Here is a 21,396-nt window from a genome sequence, read left to right as displayed (position 1 = left end):
ACGGCCTGTGGGCGGTGAAGGTTTGCGCAAGTCCGGGGGCGACACGGGTTATCCTTGGCTCCCCTCTCAGGTCGGACGAGTCAGCCCATGCTTGAAGTACAAGGAGTGTTCAAGAGCTACGCCACGCCCCAGGGGCCGCTGGCGGTGCTGCAGGGTGTCGATTTGCACCTGGGGCAGGGCAGCAGCCTGGCGCTGATGGGCGAGTCGGGCAGCGGCAAGAGCACCCTGCTGCATCTGGTGGCGGGGCTGGACAAGGTCGATCGCGGCAGCATCCGCATTGGCGAGCACTGCCTGGAGCAGATGAACGAACACCAGCTGGCCCACTGGCGCCGTACTGAAGTGGGCCTGGTGTTCCAGCAGTTCAACCTGATCAGCAGCCTGCGGGTCGAGGACAACCTGAGCTTCCAGGCGCGCCTGGCCGGACGTTTCGATTCCCTGTGGCAGGCGCAGTTGGTGGAGCGCCTGGGCTTGGGAGACTTGCTGCGGCGTTACCCCGAGCAGCTCTCCGGCGGTCAGCAGCAGCGGGTCGCCCTGGGTCGGGCCCTGGCCTCCAAGCCCGGGCTGCTGTTGGCGGATGAGCCCACCGGCAGCCTCGACGAGGCCACCAGCGACGAGGTGTTGCAGCTGTTACTGGAACTCCTGGCCGACAGCCCCACCAGCTTGTTGATGGTCACCCATAGCCAGCGGGTGGCCAGCCGCCTGCAACAGACGGTGGTGCTGCAACGCGGTCGTCTGGCCGACCCGGTCGGGGGTTGAGATGCGGGTCTTTGCCACAGCGATGCAGGCGCTGCTGAGCCACTGGCGTCAGCATCCGGTGCAGTTTTTCAGTGTGCTCACCGGACTCTGGCTGGCCACCAGCCTGTTGACCGGGGTCCTGGCCCTCAACAGTCAGGCCCGGGACAGCTATGCCCGGGCCAGCCAGTTGATCGGCGGCGAGCCCCAGGCCAGCCTGAGCAGCGCCAATGACGCGAGTTTTTCCCAGCAGTGGTTCGTCGACCTGCGCCGTGCCGGCTGGCCGGTGTCGCCGGTGCTCCAGGGGCGGGTGCTGCTCAAGGATCACCCGGACCAGCCCCTGCAAGTGATGGGCATCGAGCCGTTATCGCTGCCCGCCAGCTCCGCGGTGGCCGGGCAGGTCCTTGGGCTGCAACAGATGGTCGAGTTCTTCAGTGCGCCGGGCACCACCTGGCTGGCGCCGCAGACTCTGGCCAGCCTGGGCGTCCAAGAGGGCGGGCAACCCCAGGTACTGGATGGCCAGCGTTTGCCGCCGCTGCGGGCGCGGGCGGACATGGCCCCGGGGCTGCTGTTGATGGACATCGGCTTTGCCCAGCAGGTGCTAGGCCAGCCCGGGCAGTTGAGCCGCTTGCTGCTGCCCAAGGACTTTGCCGCCCAGGCGCCGCCACTGCCGGCGGCACTGGCGGGGCAACTGGTGCTGCGTCAGGGCGAAGCACAGAGCGACCTGGCGCGCCTGACCGAAAGCTTTCACCTGAACCTGGATGCCCTGGGATTTCTCTCCTTTGTGGTGGGGCTGTTTATCGTGCATGCCGCCATCGGCCTGGCCCTGGAGCAGCGGCGCGGTTTGCTGCGCACCCTGCGTGCCTGCGGGATCAGTGCACGGCTGCTGATCGGCTGCCTGAGCGTAGAGCTGGGAGGGCTGGCGCTGTTGGGCGGTGTGGCTGGGGTGGTCAGCGGCTACCTGCTGGCCGGGCTGTTGCTGCCGGACGTGGCCGCCAGCCTGCGGGGCTTGTACGGCGCGCAAGTGCCGGGGCAGTTGAGCCTGAGTCCCTGGTGGTGGTTCAGCGGCATCGGCCTCAGTCTGCTGGGGGCCTTGCTGGCCGGTGGCGCCAGTCTGTTACGGGCGGCGCGCCTGCCGTTGCTGGCCCTGGCCAACCCCCAGGCCTGGCATCAGGCCCATGCCCGCTGGTTGCGGCGCCAGGGCTGGATTGCCTCTCTGGCGTTGTTCGTCGCCCTGGCGGCGTGGCGTTGGGGTGACAGTCTGGCCAGCGGTTTCGTGCTGATGGCGGCTTTGCTGCTGGCGGCGGCCCTGGGCTTGCCGGTGCTGCTCAATGCCGTGCTGGGCCGTTTGCTGGGGCGCAGTCGCGGGGTGCTGGGGCAGTGGTTTCTCGCCGATTGCCGGCAGCAGTTGCCGGCCCTGAGCCTGGCCTTGATGGCCTTGCTCCTGGCCCTGGCGGCGAACATCGGCGCCGGCAGCATGACCGCCGGTTTTCGCCAGACCTTCAACGACTGGCTGGAGCAGCGCCTGAGCGCCGAGCTTTACGTCAACCCGCAAAGTCCCGAACAGGCCCGGCAACTGCTGGACTGGCTGCCGCGTCAGCCCCAGGTAGCGGCGGTGCTGCCCAGCTGGCAGGTGGCGTTGCAGGTTCAGGGCTGGCCGGCGGACCTGTACGGGGTGATCGACCATCCGAGCTATCGCCAGCATTGGCCATTGCTGGAGGCCCTGGGGCCCGATCCCTGGGCGCAGTTGGCGGCGCACGACAGCCTGATGCTCAGCGAGCAGTTAGCCCGGCGGCTCAAGGTCCGCCTGGGGGATCGCCTGGAACTGGCGGTGCCTGCCGGGCACTGGGCGCCCCAGGTGGTGGGGATCTATGCCGACTACGGTAATCCCAAGGGGCACTTGCTGGTGAATGTGCAGCACCTGCTGGAGCATTGGCCGCAGCTGGCGCCGAGCCGTTTCAACCTGCGCCTGGAACCGGGTGCGGTTGCGCCGCTGATCGGTGCGCTGCAACAGCAGTTTCACCTGGACGACAGCCGGATCATCGATCAGGCCCGGCTCAAGGGCTGGTCACTGCAGGTCTTCGAGCGCACCTTCGCCGCCACGGCGGCGCTCAATAGCCTGACCCTGGGGGTGTCCGGCGTGGCGCTGTTCATCAGCTTGCTGACCCAGAGCCAGAGCCGCCTGGGGCAGTTGGCGCCACTCTGGGCCCTGGGGGTGGGCCGGCGCCAGTTGATGCTGCTGAACCTCGGGCAGACCTGGCTGTTGGCGGTGCTCACCCTGATGCTGGCGTTGCCCCTGGGGATTGTCCTGGCCGGGTGCCTGAACAGCGTGATCAATGTCCAGGCCTTTGGCTGGAGCCTGCCGTTGCGGGTGTTTCCATGGCAGCTCCTGCAACTGCTGGGCTTGGCCATGCTGGCCACTCTGGCGGCCTCGGCCTGGCCGCTGTTCAAGCTGTACCGTGCACAACCGGCGGATTTGCTGAGGACCTTTGCCCATGAAGATTGATTGCCGGTGGCTGTCGCTGCTGCTTCTGGCCCTGGCGCTGGCCGGCTGCGACCAGGACGCCGCGGCGCCCCAGGGTTTCGCCGGGCTGGGCAATGAGGCCTCGGCCTTTACCCCGGTGCTGCCGGGGCGCAGGTTCAGCTTTCCTGCCGATCATGGCCCCCACGACGGTTTTCGCATCGAGTGGTGGTACCTGACCGCCGACCTGAAGGACGCCCAAGGCCGGCATTTCGGCGTGCAATGGACGCTGTTTCGCAGCGCCTTGCGCGCCGCGCCCGAGCAGCCGGGCTGGGGCGCACCGCTGGTCTGGCTGGGGCACGCGGCGGCCACTTCGGCCAACAGTCACCATGCCGCCGAGCGTTTTGCCCGGGGCGGGGTGGGGCAGGCCGGGGTCACGGCGCAGCCGTTCCAGGCCTGGATCGATGACTGGCGTTTCACCAGCCTGTCCGCCGGGGACAATCCCCTGGCACAGATGCAGGTGCAGGCCAGCGGGCCGGGGTTCGCCTATCGGTTGCACCTGTCCAGCAGCCAGCCTCTGGTGCTGCAGGGCGCGGGCGGCTACAGCCGCAAGTCGGACCAGGGCCAGGCGTCCTATTACTACAGCCAGCCGTTCTTCCAGGCGTCGGGGCAGTTGCAGATCGACGGCCAACACTATGAGGTCAGCGGCCCGGCGTGGCTCGATCGGGAGTGGAGCAGCCAGCCCCTGGCCGCCGACCAGACCGGCTGGGACTGGTTCTCCCTGCACCTGGACAACGGTGAACGCTTGATGCTGTTCCAGGTGCGGGAAAACAATCGCGCGCCTTACATCACCGGCACCTGGATCAGCGCCGATGGCCATACCCAGAGCCTGGGGCGCGAGCAGATCCGCATGACCCCGGTGGACTATTCCCAGGTACTGGGGCGTCGCCTGCCTACGTCCTGGCACTTGCAGATCCCCGACAAGGGGCTGGACATCAACACCCGAGCGCTCAATCCCCAGGCCTGGATGAACCTGAGCATTCCTTACTGGGAGGGGCCTGTGCACTTGAGCGGCAGTCACAGCGGCAGCGGTTACCTGGAGATGACTGGGTATTGAGGGGGAGGGCGTTCTTCCCGGTGAAAGCCGTCAAGGCGTCTATGCTCAGGGGCCTGGTCTGAACCCACGGACAGGTTTTTTCAACCACTAAGGAAGGTCGAACCATGAAAACCCTCAATACCCTGACCCGCGCCATCGCCCTGGCCACTGTGCTCGGTGCTGCCAGCCTCAGCGCCCACGCTGCGGATATCCCGCTGTCGGGCGCCATTGAAGCCGACCAACTGGTGACCAAGGTCATCTCGGTGGATGCCGCCAAGCATCAGGTGGTGCTGGAGGGCGCCGGTGGCAAGCCGGTGCATGTGCAACTCAGTGACCAGGCCAAGGACCTGGGGCATTTGAAGAGCGGCGATCAGGTCAAGGTCACCGTGACCCACTCGGTGGTGGCGGTGCTGGATACCGATGTGCACAAAGGCAAGCCGGAGGCTGCCGAATCCACCGGTGTGGTGCGCGCCACGGCGGACAATCCCCACCCGGGCGGCGCGGCGTATCGCCAGGTGCAGGTGCAACTGAAGATCACCGACATCGATCTGAAGAAGAACCAGCTGACCTTCGAAGGCCCGGCGGGCAACAAGAAAGTAGTGAGCGTGGAGAAACCCGAAGTCCAGCAGCGCCTCAAGGACCTCAAGGTCGGTCAGAGCGTACTGGTGACCTACACCGATATCCTGCAGGTCACCACCGCCAACGAGGGCTGATGCGGCAGGGCTGGGGGGCGTATTGCTCCGGGAGTTGCGGATAATGCTGGTGTCCAGTTTTATTCAGAATCTGCTCACGGACTTTCCCCCTCAGTTGCACTAGAATGCCAATCGTTCGCCCGGTGCAAGGGCTCTTTACCGGTGCATGGATTGCCAAGGCCAGAGCACTGGGCGAACACCCTCCCTGAGTCCTGTACTGCGACTGCCGTATCCTGCGAGCACTGCGTTTTGTGACTGTCGCGTCCTGCGTTTTTCGAGCCCTTGAAAGGCGCTCGGCCTCCCATTCAAACACTCCCCGGCAGGTTTGCTGTGCTGCGCCGTGGTTCGTCGTGGGCGCTCAAAGGGCAATGGGCTGCAGGCTGACCTGGCGGGCGCGGAGGCTGACCCACTGGGGTGTGCACTCGGGGCCGCCCAGAAGGGACAGAAGGACGATCGATTGGCCTATTGCCAGAGCCGCGACACCCTCTTCCTCGACCCGAACCAGGTGCCCGCTGACTTGCAAGGCCCCCTGGTCCCAGTGCAGGCGGGCCGGGCCGTGGGTACAGGGCTCCAGGTTGTCATTCCAGCTGAATTCGTCTTCCAGGCTCAGTTCCACTTCATAGTCTTGCCCGACCTGCGGCCGGGGCCCCAACCAGTGGCCGCGGCCGTTGCCGAAGGCACTGGAGAAGCCGACGCAGAGGTCTTGCGCTGCAGTGAGGTGGATATCCGTCAGGGTGATACGCATGCCAGGGTTTCCCGATAGGCAGTGAATGGGAGTGGCGCCAAGCTGTTTGCGCGGTTGCCGCGCCGGGCAAGGCTGAAGGCTCTGCCGGCGTCTGGCAAGTGCCCACGGTTTTTCATTGCGCAGTCGCGGGGCCTTCAACAAAATGGCCGACTGCTCCGCGGGACCGCTCGCGGAGGTGGATGGTAGTGGAGATCCTGGATTGATCTGGTTGAAGCGTTTTCTCATGTCGATCGGCGCACTGACGCTGATACTGGTTGCCCTCGGGATTGCCTGGACGAGCCCTTTCAAAGAAGCCGTGCACACATTGCCGGAACATCCCCTAGCCCGGTGGCAGGGCGGTGTCGATGGTGGGTACTACGTTGAAGTCACCCGCAGCGAAGCGCCTTACTACTTCGTCCAGATGCGTTATGAAAGCGGCGACCTGTGGTCCGAGGGCTGGCTGCGGCATGAGCACGGCGGCGGTGCTCCGTTCAGCGCTGACGATGTGATCGCCTTTGACGGCGACGGGGTGATTTACCTGCAGCAACGCAAGGTGCTGGCCGACGACAAGTCCGGGGCCCGTTGAGCCCCGGAGTGCGACCTATTGGTTGCGGGTGTCGCTGCCGTAGGCATCCCATAGCTTGTTGCGAAACTTGTTGTGCGGATCGACCCGCGCCTTCAGCGCCAGAAACTCCCCCGCCCGCGGATAGGCCGCCCGAAACTGCTGCGCGGTGGCGTGGATCTGATAGGGCAAGTAGTAGCTGCCGCCGCGCTTGATGGCGCTGTCCACCAGGGCGCGGGTCCATTCGCCGACCTCATTGCGCTCGGCCTGCGCGGTGCTCTGCTGGTAGTACAGCACCAGGGCGAAGACCTCGGTCTTGGCCCAGGCCAACAGGGTGCCGGGGTCGGCCTTGGCGTGGCGGATCGACAGGTTGATCACATTGACCTTGTGCGCCCGCAGGGTCGCGCCCATTTCAGCGACGAAGCTTTCCAGCTGGTCGGGGGGTACGAAGTATTCCTGCAGCACGTAGGTGCGCTTGGCCCGGGAGCCGGGTTCCAGTTCACGCACGTCGAGGCTGGCTTCGTGGTTGCGCCAGGACACTTGGGGCTTCTTCAGCACCAGGGGGTCGATCACCTCTTGGCGCAGGGTCTTGCCCCCGGGCCATTGGCTCACCACTTTCAGGGCTTTCTGTTCTTTCCAGTAGTTCTGGTCCAGGGGCGTGAGGCGTTCCTTGACCGTTACCGGCAGGTCGGTCTGGCTGTAGGAAACCGCGCGCAGGGTCTGGTACTGGTCGGGGTAGAGCACGGCGTTATGCAGAATGACCTTGGGGTTGTGCTCGACCTGGGCGAGGAAGTAGGGGCGGTAGTCGCTCAGGGGCATTTCTTCGAAGCTGCGCAGCAGGCGCACGTTGTCGCTCAGGCGCAAGGTGGCTTCGACTATCACCCCGAGGCCGCCGTAGCCGCCGATGGCGCCGTAGAACAGTTCGGCGTTGCTGTGGGGGCTGGCCTCGACCACCTGGCCGTCGGCCAGCACCAGCTTGATGGATTTCACCGAGGTCACCAGCGGTCCATAGCCGACGTAGCGGCCATGGGCGTTGACGCTCAGGGCGCCGCCGACGGTGAAATTGGCGTAGCTCTGCATGATGCTCACGGACAGATCGTAGGGGTCGATGAAACTCTGCAGGGCGCGCCAGGTGATACCGGGCTGCACGGTGATTTCCTTGTGCTCCCGGGAGAAGCCGAGCACCCGGTCGAAGCCGCGCATATCGATCTGCAAGGCATGCTCGGTGGCGGTCTGGCCGCCCATGCTGTAGCGGCCGCCGCCAATGGCGATGGGGCCAGGGTGTTCGGCCACCAGTTTGACGATCTGCTCCAGGGTGGTGGGGCGGGCCACCTGGTCCACCACGATGGGGTTGAGCTGGGTGATGTCGTTGACGGTTTCTGCTGCGTGGGTGCTCAGCGCTGCGCCGAGGGCACAGCATAAAAGCAGGGCGGTCGCGAATCTCATGTCGCCGTGTCCATCCTTGGTGGTGGCGCGCCGCGGGTTCGGGCGCAAGTGACGGCAGAATAGCGCTCCGGCCAGGCCATGACCATGGGGGGAAACGACGGCAGGGGAGACGGCATCGACCCGCAAGGCCGATGCCGGACAGGGCTCAGAGCGCAGGCAGGCCCAGGCTGGCGGCGCATTGCTCCAGGGAGCGCTGCTGGGTCTGGGCGTAGAGCTGCAACTCATCCAGGGTGGCGCGGCCCAGGGCCGTTTCGAAGGCCTGGCGGTTGGAGTGTGCGGCGTAGTGGCTCTGGCTGTCGTCCCCCAGGTTGGACTGGAAGATCCCGGCGGCGCTCACTGGCAGGAAGTCCTCATACACCAGGGGTTCGGCCCGCAGGTGCCCGGCCGCCAGCAACGCTGACAAGGTGGTGGGCCGCTGGGGCTGGTTGCGCGCCGCCAGTCCGGCGTCGCTGACGAAGTAGCGGAAATAGGCCAGGCCCTGTTCACGCATGGCGTCGTGGTTGTCGGGGAACTCGTCGAAGTGCGCCTGCATCAGCTGGTTGTAGCGCTGGGCATTGCTCTCGCTGGGGAAGTCTCCCAGGGCGTCGCGGGCCGCGTTCAGCAGGCGGTCGTAGAGGGCCCGGCCCTTGGGCGTCAGTGCCGCGCCGCGTTGTTCGATCTCGCCGAAGCGGGCGCTGTGGCTGCCCTGGCGCAGGTCCTGGTCGGTGAAGGCCACGCTTTCCTCCAGGGCCTTGAAGCTGGTCTGGCGCAGCAGGATCGGGCACGCCCGGCGGGGCGGACCCTCGATCACCGCCTTGGGGGTGATGCCGTGCTCGGGCATCAGCCGTTGCACTTCATCGATATCCAGGGTCCGCGGGGTCAGGTGATTGATGTGCGGGCCCTTGAACGCCACCACATCGGCGATCAACCGGTGCTGGGCGCTGAGGCTGGCGTACTGGGCGGCGGTCACTGTGGCGTGGTGGTGCCAGCGGAAGGTCTCCAGGGCTTCCTGAATGAAGCGTTGGGCATCGCGGTCATCCAGGCCACCCTGGGCGTGGGCCTGTTCGATCAGTTCCAGCACTTTGGGGGTGAAGATCGAACGCCGGGCCAGCACCTGTTCGGTAAAGCGCCGCAGTTCGAGGTTGTCGATCAGTTCCAGGCGCAGCAACGAGGTGAAGACCCGGAACGGGCTGACGTGCAGGGCCTCTTCATGCACCGCGCGAAAGGCCGTGGAGTGCACCGGCACCCCGGCGGGGGTCAGGTCGTAGTAGCCCACCGGCTGCATGCCCATCACCGCGAACAGCCGGGCCAGGGTTGCCAGCTCGGCGGCGCTGCCGACACGGATGGCGCCGTGGCGCTCCAGGTCCAGGCGCTGCAGTTCGCCGCTGTGCTGCAAGTGCCGGGCAATGGCCGGCTGCTGTTCCAGGACCTGGGCATTGACCTGCGCCACCAGCTCCATCAAGGCGCCGTAGAGGGGCACCTCCTCACGGTACATATCCGACATCGCCCGGGAAAATCCCTGGCGGATCAGATCAGGACTGACGAAGTGCTGGTTGCTCATGGACAGGGTTCCCGTGACAGTGGATCGAGGCATGAAAAGGGCGGGGCGGCCTTGATTCTGCTGGGGGCTGCGGGGGCTGACAAACGAAGTTTCCTCTGAACTTCATTCTGCAAATGAATGCATGGCGCGCGACCCCGCTCCGGCTGGTGGAAGGCTGGAGGTTGAGCGCCGCAGATTCCCGCCGTGCGGGCCCGACCGGGCACGGGTAGGGGGTGTACACTGATGGCGCTTTGAACCCATGCTGATAGACTTTCACCGGTTGATGGGTACCCACTCGATCCACCTTTTCCATCGCTGGACGGAGGCGACTTGGCCCCTGCGCAGTACACCAGAGGGAAGGGACTGTCACTGGCCAGGAGGCTTTACACCTCGCGTACCCTGGGCCTGGCCCTGGGCTTTTTCTGCGTCGCCACGGGCATGTCGCCGCTGCAACCGGCGCCCTGGGTCTGGGGCTTCATGCTGTTCAACGCCTTCGCCTGGCCGCACCTGGCCTATCAGTGGGCCCGATTGTCCCGGGTGCCGTTTCGTGCCGAGTACCGCAACCTGCTGATGGATTCGCTGCTGGGCGGGTTCTGGGTCGCGGCCATGCATTTCAATCCGCTGCCGCTGGCCACCACCCTGGGCATGATGGCGATGAACAATATCGCCCTGGGCGGGGTGCGTTTCTTTCTGGCCGGTTGTGGGGCCCAGGTCCTGGGCATCGGCATCGGCCTGTGGGTGTTCGGGCCGTCGTTCATTGCCCTGACCACGCCGGAGCAGTTGTATGCCTGCCTGCCGATGCTGACCCTGTACCCGATGGCGCTGGGCTACATCTGCTACCAGCAGGCAGTGACCCTGGGTCGGCACAAGCGCGAGCTGCTGGCCCTGAGTCGTACCGACAGCCTGACCGGGCTGCTCAACCACGGCGCCTGGAAGGACCAGCTGGAGATCGAGTTCCAGCGTTGCCAGCGCCAGACCCATGGCGGCGCCATCGCCCTGATCGACATCGATCACTTCAAGGCCATCAACGACACCTACGGCCATGTGGCCGGGGATGTGGTGCTGCGCCAGTTGAGCAAGATCCTCAAGCAGAACCTGCGAGTCAGTGATCAGGCCGGGCGTTATGGTGGCGACGAGTTCTGCGTGATCCTGCCGGACGTGCCGCTGGAACATGCCGCCGACCTGATGGAAGCCCTGCGCGGGCGTTTCGCGGCCCTGGGTTACGAACAGAGTCCGACGTTGCAGGTGAGCTTGAGCATTGGCCTGGCGGCGTTCAGCTCCATGCACGAGGACGCCATGGGTTGGTTGAACGATGCCGACCAGGCCTTGTATGCCGCTAAGACCTGCGGTCGCAACAACGTCACCTGCCATCCGCCGGAACTGCCTTCGCGCAGGGTGTTGAATCCCCTGTAATACCTGCCTCTTGTCGGGCTTGCCCGCGATAGCACCGGGGGTACGCCCCGGGGATGGTGGTGCTCCCTTCGCCGGCAAGCCGGCTTCTACAGAGGCTGTGGTTGGTAGGAGCGGGCTTGCCCGCGAAAGCGTCGGGAGGGACGCCGCGAGGTTGGCGGTGTTCCGTTCGCCGGCAAGCCGGCTCCTACGGGGCGGGGTGCAGGCGCCGGGCCAGTTCCAGCGCGGTGCGGCCGCTGGCGATGCCCGGTACCAGTTGGGTGAAGGGGATGTCGAGCAGCCGCTCCTCGCGCACCGCCCGCAGCCGCGACAGCACCGGGTCACGCTGCAGCAGCTGGCGTTTGCGCGTGGCCGGTGACCACAGGGCGTCCGCCAGGAGCAGCACGTCCGGGTCGTTGTTCAGCAGGGTTTCGCTGTCTACCGTCAGGCGCGGGCGGTCGATGGCGGCGAAGCTGTTGCGGGCCCCGGCGGCCTGCAGCAATACCCCGACAAACCCACGCTGGCCCTGGCTGGCGAGGCCGTTGACCTCGCTGTCCAGGTAGAACACCGCCGGCGTGTCGCGGCCCCGATACAAGGCTGCTGCCGCGGCAAGGTCGGCGTCCATGGCCGCGATCAGTTGCTCGGCCCGGGCTGGCTGATGCAACAGCCGGCCCAGGGTCTGCAGGTCGCGGCGTATATGCCCGAAGTAGTCCTCATCATGCCCGGCGCAGGCCGACTCCAGCAGGTAGCTGCCGACGCCGATGGCCCCCAGGCGCTCCCGGGAGCTGAAGTTGTCGGGAAACGCCGAAGCGAAGCCGCCCACCACCAGGTCGGGCTTCAGGCTGTAGAGCACCTCCGCCGACGGGTATTGCCGGGCGATCACCGGCACGCCGTGGTACTGCCCCTGAGCCTGGGCCCGACTGTCGTCGTCCAGGTAGGCGACGCCGATCATCGATGGCCCGGCGCCCAGGGCCAGCAACAGGTCGGCGCTGTGCTGGTTGAGGGCAACGATGCGCCGGGGGGCGTCCTCGACAGTCCAGGTCTTGCCGCAATTGTCATAGCTGGCCGCCAGGGCCGGGCCGGTCGCCAGCCATAGCAGCAGGCCGAGGATTTTCCTAGGCATCCGCCACCCCCGCATAAGGCGAGGGGATCAGCAGATCCTGCACCGGCTCACCTGCCAGCAGATGCCCTTGCACCAGGCGCACGACCTGGCTGTCGTCGCTGACCCGGTACCAGCAGCCATCGGGGTGCACGGTCAGCACCGGCCCCAGGTTGCAGGGGAACTGGCAGGCGGTGCGAGTCAGCAGCACGCCGCCGGGGGTTTCCATGTGCTCAAGGCGCAGCAGTTCACGGCGCAGGGTCTTCCACAGCGCCAGGGCACCGCGGCGCACGCAGCGCGGGCCGGTGCACAGGAACACCTGCCGGGCATGGGGCGGCACCCGGGACCAGTCCGGGTCGCTGGCCACGGCATTGACCTGATCGCAGGGCAGGTGCCGTTCGCCCTGGGCGATGCTGGCGCAGGCCAGCGCCGCATCCAGCCCGCGACGGCCCAGGGCCTGGGCGGTGATCCACAGCTGCGGCGCCTGGGGGTGGGCCCGGGCCAGGCGTCCCAGTTCATCGCGCAGCCAGTCCAGGTAGGCGCTGTCGGAACTGGGCTCCAGGTCCACCACCAGCAGCGCCGCGCCGTCCTCGGGCAAGGGTTCCTCCAGGGCGGCCCAGAGGCTGTCGAAGCCGTCCAGGGTGTCGATCACCCGGGTGCCGGCGTCATCGCTGCGCAGCGCCTTCAGCTCCCGGCCAAAGGCCTCGCCCAGGGCGCCGCCGTGCAGGCCGGGGCCGACGAACAGCACCCGTTGATAGTCCTTGTGCATGTCGATGGGCCTCAGAAGCGGTAGGTGTAGCGCACTTCGGTAGTGAAGGGGCGGCCGAGGTTGTCCACCGCCGGCGAGCTGCTGGTCATGCTGGTGGTGTAGTCGCGGTCGAACAGGTTCTCCACCAGCAGGCTCAGGCGATGTTGCTGGGCCCTGTCGAGGTAGCGATAGGCATCGGCGTCGACCACCGAGTAGTGGCCGTAGTCGACCTTCTTCGCGCTGTCGATCTGGCCGATGTAGCGGAGTGCGCCACCCACTCCCCACTGACGATCCTCGGACTCGTAGCCCAGTCGCGAGCGGGCGAAGAAGCCGGGGATATTGCTCAGGGTCACGCCGTTGCGCGACTCCAGCAGATTGCGGGTCAGGTCCGCCGAGAGGTTCCATCGCGGGCTGAACTGCCAGCGGCCGTCGACCTCCATGCCGCGCACCTTGATCCGCCCCTCGCCATTGACCCAGTGGATGCCATCGAGGGCGATCAGGTCGTCGATCTTGCGCTGGAAGGCGGTGACGCTGGCGTTGAACTCGCCGGCCAGCAGGCTGCCCTTGTAGTCCAGGCCGAGTTCAGCATTCAGGCTCTTTTCCGGCTTGAGGTTGCGGTTGCCTTGTTCGTAGTCCTCGTTGACGAACAGCTGCTCGGCGTTGGGCAGCTTGAAGGCGCTGCCGTACTGGCCGCGCAGTTGCCAATGGGCATTGAGGTCGTACAGGGAGGTGAGCATGCCCACGGTGGCGCTCTCGCCGCCGCTCATCTTCTCGTGGCGGATGCCCAGGCTCGGATGCCAGTCGGGCAGCGCCGCGAACACCGGCCGCAACTGGGTGTACAGGGCATTGGCCTGGGCCTGGTTATTGTCGATCTTGAGCACATCGTCCTGGCCCTTGAACCACTGGTTGTCGGTGCCGAACACCAGCACATGGCCGCCGTCCAGCTCGGCCTTGCCTTCGGCCTGAACGCCCCAGTCGGTGAAGCCCCAGTAGTCGTTACGGTTCCTGGTCACCAGGCTGCCGTCTTTGAGGCTGTCGATCTTGGTGTAGCGCGTGTCCCAGTCGTTGACATGGCCCTTGATGAAGTAGCTGAAGCGCTCGCTCAGGCGCTGCTCGAAGGTCGCGGTGGCGATCTGCTGGATGCGGTCGTTGGTGGTTTTCTTGTTGTTCACCGGGCGGGCGAAATCCAGGTTGGCATCGCTGTACTGGTAGAACAGTTCCAGGCGCGAATCGTCGGCGAAGCCCTGGATCGCCTTGGCGCCGAAGGTGGTCACTTCATAGGCGCGTTTCTTGTCCCGGGTGCTGGCGCTGTAGGCGCTGTTGCGATAGGGCTGGTAGCCATCGGAGACGTTGTGGCTGACATAGGCCAGCAGGCCCAGGTCGCCCAAGCCGTTGCTGAGGATGCGCTCCACCCGGGCATCGCCGCTTTGGCCCATGAAGCTGTCCAGGCCCAGGTTGACCTCGCCGGAGGTGTCGCGGGTCTGGGGGCTGCGGGTGACGATGTTGATCACCCCGGACACCGCCTGGGTACCGAACAGCAGGCTCTGGCCGCCCTTGAGCACCTCGATGCGCTCGATGGCATTGGCCGGCAAGGTGTCCAGGTACAGGCCGCCGTACAGGCGGTTGTTCAGGCGTACGCCGTCCAGCAGGATCAGGGTGTCGTCGTTGCGGCCCCCCAGCAGGGAATAGGTGCCGTAGTCGAAGGGGCCGTTTTTCGGCGCGACGTAGAGGCCGGGCACGTACATCTGCAGGACCCGGGTGATGTCGCTGCTGGGGCCGGCGCGTTCGATCTGCTGGCGATCGATGATCTCCACCTTGCTGCCGTACCTGGCCATCTCGGCCACGGTGGTGGATTCCACCGAAGGCGCGGAAACGAACTGCTGCTCCAGTTGCAAGCCGCTGTCCTCGGCCAGCAGCAGGGGGCTGAACAGGCAGCCCAGCAGGGCGCCCCCCAGGGAGCAGCGCGGTGCACGCCAGTCGCAGGCAGGGGAAGTGTCGAAGGTTGTTGTCATTCTTGGTCTTCTCGAAAGTGTCTTCGGGAAGCACGCAGGAGAAGGTATCGGCCACAGGCACGCGACCATACCGGCCCATGCCCGCCCACCGCAGGATTGCCAAACAGAAGTTCCAGGCCGGTCTCCGGGCTTGCGAGTCTGGCGGCATTCGCCTTCCCATACCTTGGGTACAGTGGCGTGTTGAATGCAGCACTCGCTTACCGTTGCGGGGGCAGCACCGGACTGGCCCTGAAGGGGCGCACCGGTTTCCCGTTTCACCTCGTGCACGGCGGCATGAGGCACCTGAAACTGGGCGGCATATGAACATTCGCCCCGGCGTTCGTCAATCTCGTGGCTACAGGGGCAGGGCGGCGCCAGGCGCGAGGGCGATGCCGGACGGGCCCAGAGGCCGCGCCGGGCAGGCCAACAGTGGCACGGCGCGTACCGAGTCCCCTGGCTGCAGTTGCAGGCGTTTGGCGGTCAGGCGGTCCACCAGCAGGCAGCCGGCTACCAGGCGCCCGGGGGCGGCGGTGATGCGGCAGCTTTCCAGGCGGCGGTTGTGAATCAGCCACACCGGCGCCTGTTCGTCCGGGCTGCCCACCAGCAAGGGCAGGGTCTGGCTTTCACGCACGCTGCGGATCTTCGCCACTTCGGCCTCGATCAGCGGCCCGCCGTCGAAGATATCGATGCAGCCCTGATGGCTGAAGCCTTCGTCGCGCAGGATGTTCACCGCCTGCTCGGTGCTCTGGTGGGCCTGGCCGATGGCCGCCTGGGCCTGTGGGCTGAGCAGGCAGGTGTACAGCGGCTGGCGCGGCATCAGTTCGGCGATGAAGGATTTGCTGCCATGGCTGGACAGGCGATTGGCCTGCTGGAAGTCCATCTTGAAGAAGTGTCGCCCCAGGCTGTCCCAGAACGGTGAGCAGCCCTGGCTGTCGAGCTGGCCACGCAATTCGGCCACCAGCTTGTCGCCGAACAGCGCCGGGTGCTCGGCGACGAACAGCAAGCGTGCAGTGGACAGCAGGCGGCCGGTGTAGCCCTGGCGCTGGTCGCGCCGCAGAAACAGCGAGCACAGCTGGGATTGCCCGGTCATCTCGTTGCACAGGAACAGGGTCGGAACCTGCTTGTCGATACCCAGCCCCGGGGCTCTGCCACGGGTGATGCCGACCCGGTAGTTGTAGCAAGGCTCGCGCAGGCCGATGGCGCCGCTCAGGCCACAAATGCCGATGACTTGCTGGTCGTCGTCCTCCAGCACGAACAGGTAGTCGGCATCGGCCCGTTCCACCTGGCTGGCGAAGGTGCGCTGAGCCCAGCGCAAGCGATGGGCCAGGCGCTCGGGGTCGGTGGAGAGGTTGTTCAACTCGCGACAGCTGCCTTCCAGCAAGGCCAGCACCCCCGGCAGATCGGTAACGCGGATCGGACGGACGATCATCGGTGGACTCCTTGCAGCGGTCCCGGGCAGCGCAGCAACAGCGGGCAACTCATAACGCGATTCCCCGTACCGGTTCGCCCGGTGTCAGTTGCAGGGCCTGGAGCATCGACAGGTCGAGCCCGACCACATCGCCCGGGGCTTCATCCAGGGGCGCGACAATGGCGCGAAATCCTTGCAGTCGGTCATTGCTCAGCAACCAGTGGCGACCGCGGCCGCTCTGGGGGCTGAGGTAGCTGATCGCGACCCGGCTCTGAACGATCGAGCGTAGCTGGTTGTTGCGGGCTTGCAGGGTCGGTCCGGCATCAAACAGGTCCACATACTGGGTAGGCGCAAACCCCTCGTCGAGCAGGATGTCGCAGGCTTCTCGCGCATCGGGGTGAATCTGTCCGATGCAGTCCTGGGCCGACTGCGGCAGCATCGGGATGTACAGCGGGTACTGGGGCATGAGTTCGGCCAGAAAGCCCCGGCCCTGCAGGGCGCACAGGCGTTCGGCCTCGATGTAGGGCAGGTCGAAGAAGTGCTGGCCCACCGCCTCCCAGAACGGCGATTCGCCGGCAGCGTTGCTGTAGCCGACGATCTCGCTGATGGTGCTCTCGGCAAAACGCTGGGGGTGGGCGGCCATGAACAGCAGACGGGCCCGTGACGTCAGCTGCGCCAGGGGCGTGCCCGACAACGCCGGGTCCACATGGAAGCTGCGCAGCAGGGTCTGTTCGCTGAGGTCCTGGCACAGGGACAGGGTCGGCACCCCGTGCTCGATGTTCAGCTCCCTGGAGCTGCTGATGAAGGGCCGGTTGCGCAGGCTGTAGAACGGCGCGGCAAAGCCCGCCGTGGCGAGAATGTCGGAGCAGCCGTGGAGCAGGCCGCTGGCAGGGTCCTCAAGCACCAGAAAGTAGTTCTCCGGGCCCTGGCTGGCCTCGGCCTTGGCGAAGGACGCCAAGGAGTCGAGGATCTTTTCCCGCAGGCAGGTTTCGTCATCCACCAGGGACGTTACGCCCAGCAGGCGTTCGCGGGCCAGGCGCCGCAGTTGGGGCAGATCGAATAACGCCACGGGACGCAAGGCCAGCATGGGTGCACTCCTGTATCAAGGGCCGCTCGCCCCGGGGGCGAACATTGGCCAGACATCACTGTCGGTTACCACGCAGTTCCACGGCCACGGCATCCGGCGGCCTGTCCCCGGGCGGCTCTTGGCGGCTGCCTCGGGGGGAAGCGCGACGCCATCCGGCGCCGCAGGGAAGTCACTTAGGGTTTGAGCGGATCGGGCAGGGCGGCACCGCTGCCCAGCTTGTTCAGCAGGAACAGGTAGACCAGCCCGGCGACTATCCAGATGGCGCCGAGTTTCTGCGCATCCACGCCCATGTTGTACATGATGGCGCTGACGATCACGAAGCCGATCACCGGGCAGATCAGGTGACGCACCACCTGGCCGGATTTCTGCCGGCGCCAGTAGAAATTGATCACCGTGATGTGCAGCAGCATGAAGCCGCTCAGGGCGCCGAAGTTGACCAGTGAGGTCAGGGTGTCCACCGAGTTGATGAACAGGTAGCAGATCAGCAGCGACAGCACCGCCACCAGGTAGATGCTGATGTGCGGGGTGTTGTGTTTCGGGTGGACCTTGGCCAGCACCTTGGGCAGCTTGCCGTCCCGGGCCATGCCGAACAGCAGGCGCGATACCGCGGCTTGCGAGGTGATGGCCACCGCCACGCCCCAGGCCAGCGCCGTGGCCACCCCGGTGAGGGTCGCCAGCCAGCTGCCGGCGGCCAGTTCGGCGATTTCATAGAAGGCGGTGTCGGCGGACTTGAAGCCCATGCCGGCGGCCAGGTCGGTGGCGATCCAGGTCTGCACCACGAAGATCGCCCCCATCACCACCAGGGTGATCAGGGCGGCGCGGCCGACGCTGCGGCCCGGGTCGCCCTTGACCTCTTCGGCCAGGGTCGAGATGGCGTCAAAGCCCAGGAACGACAGCACCGCAATCGATACGCCCTGCATCAGCATGCCGAAGTGGAAGTTTTCCGGGCTGTACAGCGGCGCCAGGGTCAATTGGCCGTTGCCGGTGCCACCGTGCAGAGCGTTCCAGGCGTAGAACAGGAAGATCCCCAGGACCACCAGTTGTGCCAGCAGGAACAGGATGTTCATCCGCGCGGTGAAGGTGATACCCCGCAGGTTGACGAAGGTAGCGCTGACCAGGAACGCCAGGATAAAGCCGACCTTGGGCACTTCCGGGTACAGGTGGTTGAGGGCCATGGCCGCGTAGACGTAGAGCAGCGGCGGGATCAGCAGGTAGTCCAGGAGCATCAGCCAGCCGGCGAGAAAGCCCACGTGGGGGTTGAGGCCGCGCTGGGCGTAGGAGTAGACCGAGCCGGCGATGGGGAAGGCGCGGGCCATGGCGCCGTAGCTCAGGGCGGTGAAGACCATCGCCACCATGCCGATGATGTAGGCCAGGGGCACCATGCCCGGGGCTTCCTGGTTGACGTAGCCATAGACCCCGAACGGGGCGATGGGGATCATGAAAATCATCCCGTAGACCACCAGGTCGCGCAGGCTCAGGCCACGCTTGAGTTCCTGTTTGTAGCCGAATTCTTCAATCTCCATGAAGCAGTTCTCCTTGTAGCCAATGTAAGTGGGCGCATCCGGCGGCGAGGGTCGTCATTGACGCCTCGTGCGCCGGTCTGTGTTTGAACCTGGCAGGGTTAAAGACACACCACAGCGGTTTTTCTTGTTGTTGTACCTGTCCTGCAAACAGCCTTTGTTGCGTTCAAGCGTCTTTCAATATCCGTTACAGCAGCGGCGCCAGACAGTCGCTCCAGTGCTGCACCGCTTCAGGGCTGCGCAACAAGTCGTTGCGCACCTCGATCAGTACCGATTCCAGGCCCCGGGCATCACCGTGCACCGGCACGGTCATGTCGCTCAAGGGGTTGATCTCGTAAGGCTGGTTGCCCGCCACCTTTATCGGCAGGGTCCACAAACCTTCCAGTATTCGCGCCGCGTAGGCCGTGGCACTGCCATACAACACGCCGACTTCCAGCGCACGTGGCTGGCTGTAGTAGATCGGGGTGAAGCTGTGAATCCCCACCACGCGCACCTCGCGGCCTTCGGCCAGGCGCCGGTCGATGAGCCGCTGCAGACGCTGGTGGAACGGCGTGAACAGTTGCTGGCGGCGGTACTCGCGGGTGGCCTCGTCCAGGTGCTGATTGCCCGGCACCTGATAGATCTCGCTTTGCAGCGGGATGCTGTCGGGGGCATGTCGCGGCCGGTTCAGGTCGATCAGCAGGCGCGAATAATTGGCCGCGATCAGGGTTGCGCCCAGGGCCTGGGAAAGGCTTTGGGCCAGTTCCAGGGCGCCCGGGTCCCAGGCGATATGCTCCCGGGCCGCCACCGGGTCCAGGCCCAGGTCGTGCAGGGCCGGTGGAATGTAGTGGCTGGCGTGTTCGCACACCAGGATCAGCGGATGCGTGGAGTCTTCGCGGAACAGGCGATAGGCCGGCTCGGTGTAGAACCCCAGCTCGGCGGGTTTAGTACAGGTGTCCATAGTGCTCACAGAGATCGGCAGCGGTCAGGTGCTCGGTCAGGGACACTTCCTTTTGTTTGACGGCGAAATAGGTGCTCAGCAGCTCCGGCGGCAGGGTCTGCAGCAACTCCGTGTTGCTGCGCAGGCATTCCAGGGCCTGGGTCAGGGTGCCGGGCAGGGGCACGATGCCGCTGGCCAGGCGCTGTTCGGTGCTCAGCTCGTCGGGGACCTTGTCGGTCACCGCGTTGAGGGGCAGCTTCTGTTCAATGCCCAGGCGTCCGGCGATCAGGATCACGGCCATGGCCAGGTGTGGCGAGGCGGTGGCGTCCAGGGCACGGAATTCCAGGTTGTACTGCGGCGCCACGGGCTTGCCGCCGATGTCCACGGTGGGGCAGATGCGCAGCGAGGCTTCGCGGTTGCGCAGGCCCAGGCAAGCGTAGGAGGCGCTCCAGTGATGGGGCAGCAGGCGCTCATAGGACAGCGGCGTCGGCGCAGTGAAGGCGCACAGTGCCGGCAGGTGCTTGAGCACCCCGGCGGCCCAGTGCTGGCCCAGCCGCGACAGGTCGTCGCCGCTGACCGCCTGGGGATCGTAGAGCAGTGGCGTGCCGTCCAGGTCCTGCAGGCTCAGGTGCAGGTGCACCCCGTTGCACACGGCATCCGCCGCGGTCTTGGGGGCGAAGCTGACCCGTTGCCCCAGTTGCCGGGCAATCTCCCGGGTGATCTCGCGTACGTTCACTGCGCGGTCGGCGGCGGCCAGGCCCTGGGTCGGGCGACAGGTGATCTCGTATTGCTGCTTGCCGTATTCGGGGAGGAACATTTCCGGTTCGACACCGGCCGCCCGCAATGCCGAGAGCAGCCAGCCACCGAAGGCCGCGCCCTGGCGCTGGGCCTCCAGGGAGAAGGCCAGGTGCTCGCGCTGAGCGGCGCCGCTGTCGAGGTTGAACTCGTGTTCGAAGGCGGCGGTGATCTGGATGCCCAGTTCACGGTAGCGCTGCACCTCGTTGCGCAGCAGGGTCCGCGGGCAGGCGGCCCAGGGTCGGCCATCGGTCTCGCAGATGTCGGCGTGAATGAAGTCCAGGGGCGCCGACGTGGCATCCGGCCCGGCACCGACAGTGACCCGGCTGTCCAGGTCGGGAATCAGCCGCAGGTCGCCATGGGCGCCCCAGGGGTTGTCCTCGGCGATCAGGTCCTGGGGCGTCAGGGCGCTGTTGGCCGGCACCCAGCCACAGCCGCCGATCCGGTAGCGCTCCAGCTCGTCGCTGGGAAAGGAACGGCCCCGAGTGACGCCGATCAGGTCGGTGGTGACGATGCTGGTCATGGCCAATGGCGTCAGGGCCTCGATGCCCTGGCCGCGACTCATCCGCGGATCTCCCGCAGGCGGCCGAGCACGGTGTTGGTGTCGGTGATCCAGCAGTAGCCCTTGATCGCGTTGAGGCAGGCCTGGTGCCGGGTATCGCCATAGGTGGCGCAGGCGTCCTCGACCAGGGTCACCAGATAACCGCGGTCGGCGGCGTCGCGCACCGCCATGTCCACGCACTGGTCGGTGACGATCCCGGCGATGATCAGGTGGCGGGTTTCCAGGTTGCGCAGCACGTAGTCGATGTTGGTGGAGTTGAACACCCCGGAAGAGGTTTTGGGCAGGACGATCTCGTTTTCTACCGGCGTCAGCTCGTCGATGATCGCTGCCTGGGGGCTGCCCTTGGGCAAGTGCATGTCCGACAGCTTGTGGTCCAGGGAGCGGTCACGGCCGTCGGCGGTCAGGCTTTCGATAATGGTGTGCAGCACGTTCTGGCGTGCTTCGCGCACCGCTGCCAGGAGGCGTTGCTGGTTGGGGATCACCTGTTCCCGGGCTCGCTTGAGAAAGGCCTCGCCCTCGGGGCCTTGCAGGTGCGGGTCGAACTGCGGTTCGAGCCAGGCGCGCTGCATGTCCACCAGCAGCAGGGCGGTGTGATCGACGACGAAGGGCAAGTCCCGGGGCGAACGGTGGGGCAGGCTGAACATCC

Annotated in this window: 18 protein-coding genes and 1 riboswitch; of the genes, 6 read left to right on the top strand and 12 right to left on the bottom strand. The window is 66.1% G+C overall.

The features are described from left to right. Window positions 1-87 precede the first annotated feature (87 nt). The 4 genes from FW796_RS30875 (at window position 88) to FW796_RS30860 (ending at window position 5,002) form a co-directional block, all read left to right on the top strand. Window positions 88-756: an ABC transporter ATP-binding protein gene (locus FW796_RS30875; protein ID WP_346635710.1), complete on the top strand. Its 669-nt coding sequence runs from the start codon at window positions 88-90 to the stop codon at window positions 754-756. A gap of 1 nt (window position 757) precedes the next feature. Beyond that, window positions 758-3,238: an ABC transporter permease gene (locus tag FW796_RS30870; RefSeq protein WP_446440623.1), complete on the top strand. Its 2,481-nt coding sequence runs from the start codon at window positions 758-760 to the stop codon at window positions 3,236-3,238. Then, on the top strand, window positions 3,228-4,310 hold the full coding sequence (locus FW796_RS30865; protein ID WP_404939186.1) for a lipocalin-like domain-containing protein: 1,083 nt from the start codon (window positions 3,228-3,230) through the stop codon (window positions 4,308-4,310). Before FW796_RS30870 ends, FW796_RS30865 begins: the two co-directional genes overlap by 11 nt. Before the next feature lie 104 nt (window positions 4,311-4,414). Continuing rightward, window positions 4,415-5,002 carry a hypothetical protein gene (locus FW796_RS30860; protein ID WP_404939188.1) on the top strand — a complete coding sequence of 196 codons (588 nt, stop codon included), beginning with the start codon at window positions 4,415-4,417 and terminating at the stop codon, window positions 5,000-5,002. Between the two features lie 337 nt (window positions 5,003-5,339). Here FW796_RS30860 and FW796_RS30855 read toward each other — a convergent pair whose 3' ends face one another. Then, window positions 5,340-5,726: a hypothetical protein gene (locus tag FW796_RS30855; protein WP_404939190.1), complete on the bottom strand. Its 387-nt coding sequence runs from the start codon at window positions 5,724-5,726 to the stop codon at window positions 5,340-5,342. Window positions 5,727-5,934: 208 nt separating this feature from the next. On the opposite strand from FW796_RS30855, the gene FW796_RS30850 reads away from it, so the two are divergent. Then, entirely contained in the window at window positions 5,935-6,291 is a 357-nt protein-coding gene (locus FW796_RS30850) for a hypothetical protein (RefSeq protein ID WP_317072614.1), read from the top strand. 15 nt (window positions 6,292-6,306) lie between these two features. Here FW796_RS30850 and FW796_RS30845 read toward each other — a convergent pair whose 3' ends face one another. Further along, window positions 6,307-7,713 (bottom strand): FAD-binding oxidoreductase, encoded by a 1,407-nt coding sequence (locus tag FW796_RS30845; RefSeq protein WP_346635715.1) that lies wholly within the window; start codon window positions 7,711-7,713, stop codon window positions 6,307-6,309. Between the two features lie 145 nt (window positions 7,714-7,858). Continuing rightward, entirely contained in the window at window positions 7,859-9,253 is a 1,395-nt protein-coding gene (hglS, locus tag FW796_RS30840) for a 2-oxoadipate dioxygenase/decarboxylase HglS (protein WP_446440622.1), read from the bottom strand. A 309-nt stretch (window positions 9,254-9,562) separates the two neighbouring features. Here hglS and FW796_RS30835 point away from each other — a divergent pair, with 309 nt between their 5' ends. Continuing rightward, window positions 9,563-10,645, top strand: a complete 1,083-nt coding sequence (locus tag FW796_RS30835; protein ID WP_346635717.1) for a diguanylate cyclase — start codon at window positions 9,563-9,565, stop codon at window positions 10,643-10,645. A gap of 184 nt (window positions 10,646-10,829) precedes the next feature. Here FW796_RS30835 and FW796_RS30830 read toward each other — a convergent pair whose 3' ends face one another. The 9 genes from FW796_RS30830 to FW796_RS30790 form a co-directional block, all read right to left on the bottom strand. Then, complete coding sequence (locus tag FW796_RS30830) at window positions 10,830-11,744, bottom strand: ABC transporter substrate-binding protein (RefSeq protein WP_446440621.1); 915 nt, start codon at window positions 11,742-11,744, stop codon at window positions 10,830-10,832. Then, window positions 11,737-12,489, bottom strand: coding sequence for a (2Fe-2S) ferredoxin domain-containing protein (locus FW796_RS30825; protein ID WP_446440620.1), 753 nt, complete (start codon window positions 12,487-12,489; stop codon window positions 11,737-11,739). Before FW796_RS30825 ends, FW796_RS30830 begins: the two co-directional genes overlap by 8 nt. 11 nt (window positions 12,490-12,500) lie before the next feature. Continuing rightward, entirely contained in the window at window positions 12,501-14,549 is a 2,049-nt protein-coding gene (locus FW796_RS30820) for a TonB-dependent receptor plug domain-containing protein (protein WP_446440619.1), read from the bottom strand. Between the two features lie 29 nt (window positions 14,550-14,578). After that, window positions 14,579-14,781: riboswitch (cobalamin riboswitch) on the bottom strand. A gap of 33 nt (window positions 14,782-14,814) precedes the next feature. Next, window positions 14,815-15,888, bottom strand: a complete 1,074-nt coding sequence (locus FW796_RS30815; RefSeq protein ID WP_346635721.1) for an arginine N-succinyltransferase — start codon at window positions 15,886-15,888, stop codon at window positions 14,815-14,817. 49 nt (window positions 15,889-15,937) lie between these two features. Beyond that, window positions 15,938-16,954 (bottom strand): arginine N-succinyltransferase, encoded by a 1,017-nt coding sequence (locus tag FW796_RS30810; protein WP_446440618.1) that lies wholly within the window; start codon window positions 16,952-16,954, stop codon window positions 15,938-15,940. Between the two features lie 173 nt (window positions 16,955-17,127). Continuing rightward, a complete protein-coding gene (locus FW796_RS30805; protein ID WP_123723563.1) occupies window positions 17,128-18,477 on the bottom strand; it encodes an APC family permease in 1,350 nt (449 codons plus the stop codon). A 184-nt stretch (window positions 18,478-18,661) separates the two neighbouring features. Then, entirely contained in the window at window positions 18,662-19,414 is a 753-nt protein-coding gene (locus tag FW796_RS30800; RefSeq protein ID WP_404939202.1) for an N-formylglutamate amidohydrolase, read from the bottom strand. Then, window positions 19,398-20,753, bottom strand: coding sequence for a glutamine synthetase family protein (locus FW796_RS30795; RefSeq protein WP_346635724.1), 1,356 nt, complete (start codon window positions 20,751-20,753; stop codon window positions 19,398-19,400). The genes FW796_RS30800 and FW796_RS30795 overlap by 17 nt, the downstream gene beginning before the upstream one ends. Further along, entirely contained in the window at window positions 20,750-21,394 is a 645-nt protein-coding gene (locus tag FW796_RS30790) for an isochorismatase family cysteine hydrolase (RefSeq protein ID WP_346635725.1), read from the bottom strand. Before FW796_RS30790 ends, FW796_RS30795 begins: the two co-directional genes overlap by 4 nt. Window positions 21,395-21,396: the final 2 nt, after the last annotated feature.

It is taken from the genome of Pseudomonas sp. 910_21 (assembly GCF_052850735.1).
The sequence above is the reverse complement of the archived record's forward strand: the minus strand, read 5'-3'. Positions and strand labels throughout refer to the sequence as shown.

Coding starts and splice junctions, on each gene's coding strand:
- FW796_RS30830 (WP_446440621.1), bottom strand. CDS start 11,744: ATGCCTAGGAAAATCCTCGGCCTGCTGCTATGGCTGGCGACCGGCCCG.
- FW796_RS30860 (WP_404939188.1), top strand. CDS start 4,415: ATGAAAACCCTCAATACCCTGACCCGCGCCATCGCCCTGGCCACTGTG.
- hglS (WP_446440622.1), bottom strand. CDS start 9,253: ATGAGCAACCAGCACTTCGTCAGTCCTGATCTGATCCGCCAGGGATTT.
- FW796_RS30875 (WP_346635710.1), top strand. CDS start 88: ATGCTTGAAGTACAAGGAGTGTTCAAGAGCTACGCCACGCCCCAGGGG.
- FW796_RS30790 (WP_346635725.1), bottom strand. CDS start 21,394: ATGTTCAGCCTGCCCCACCGTTCGCCCCGGGACTTGCCCTTCGTCGTC.
- FW796_RS30820 (WP_446440619.1), bottom strand. CDS start 14,549: ATGGTCGCGTGCCTGTGGCCGATACCTTCTCCTGCGTGCTTCCCGAAG.
- FW796_RS30825 (WP_446440620.1), bottom strand. CDS start 12,489: ATGCACAAGGACTATCAACGGGTGCTGTTCGTCGGCCCCGGCCTGCAC.
- FW796_RS30805 (WP_123723563.1), bottom strand. CDS start 18,477: ATGGAGATTGAAGAATTCGGCTACAAACAGGAACTCAAGCGTGGCCTG.
- FW796_RS30795 (WP_346635724.1), bottom strand. CDS start 20,753: ATGAGTCGCGGCCAGGGCATCGAGGCCCTGACGCCATTGGCCATGACC.
- FW796_RS30855 (WP_404939190.1), bottom strand. CDS start 5,726: ATGCGTATCACCCTGACGGATATCCACCTCACTGCAGCGCAAGACCTC.
- FW796_RS30800 (WP_404939202.1), bottom strand. CDS start 19,414: ATGGACACCTGTACTAAACCCGCCGAGCTGGGGTTCTACACCGAGCCG.
- FW796_RS30870 (WP_446440623.1), top strand. CDS start 758: ATGCGGGTCTTTGCCACAGCGATGCAGGCGCTGCTGAGCCACTGGCGT.
- FW796_RS30845 (WP_346635715.1), bottom strand. CDS start 7,713: ATGAGATTCGCGACCGCCCTGCTTTTATGCTGTGCCCTCGGCGCAGCG.
- FW796_RS30810 (WP_446440618.1), bottom strand. CDS start 16,954: ATGCTGGCCTTGCGTCCCGTGGCGTTATTCGATCTGCCCCAACTGCGG.
- FW796_RS30815 (WP_346635721.1), bottom strand. CDS start 15,888: ATGATCGTCCGTCCGATCCGCGTTACCGATCTGCCGGGGGTGCTGGCC.
- FW796_RS30865 (WP_404939186.1), top strand. CDS start 3,228: ATGAAGATTGATTGCCGGTGGCTGTCGCTGCTGCTTCTGGCCCTGGCG.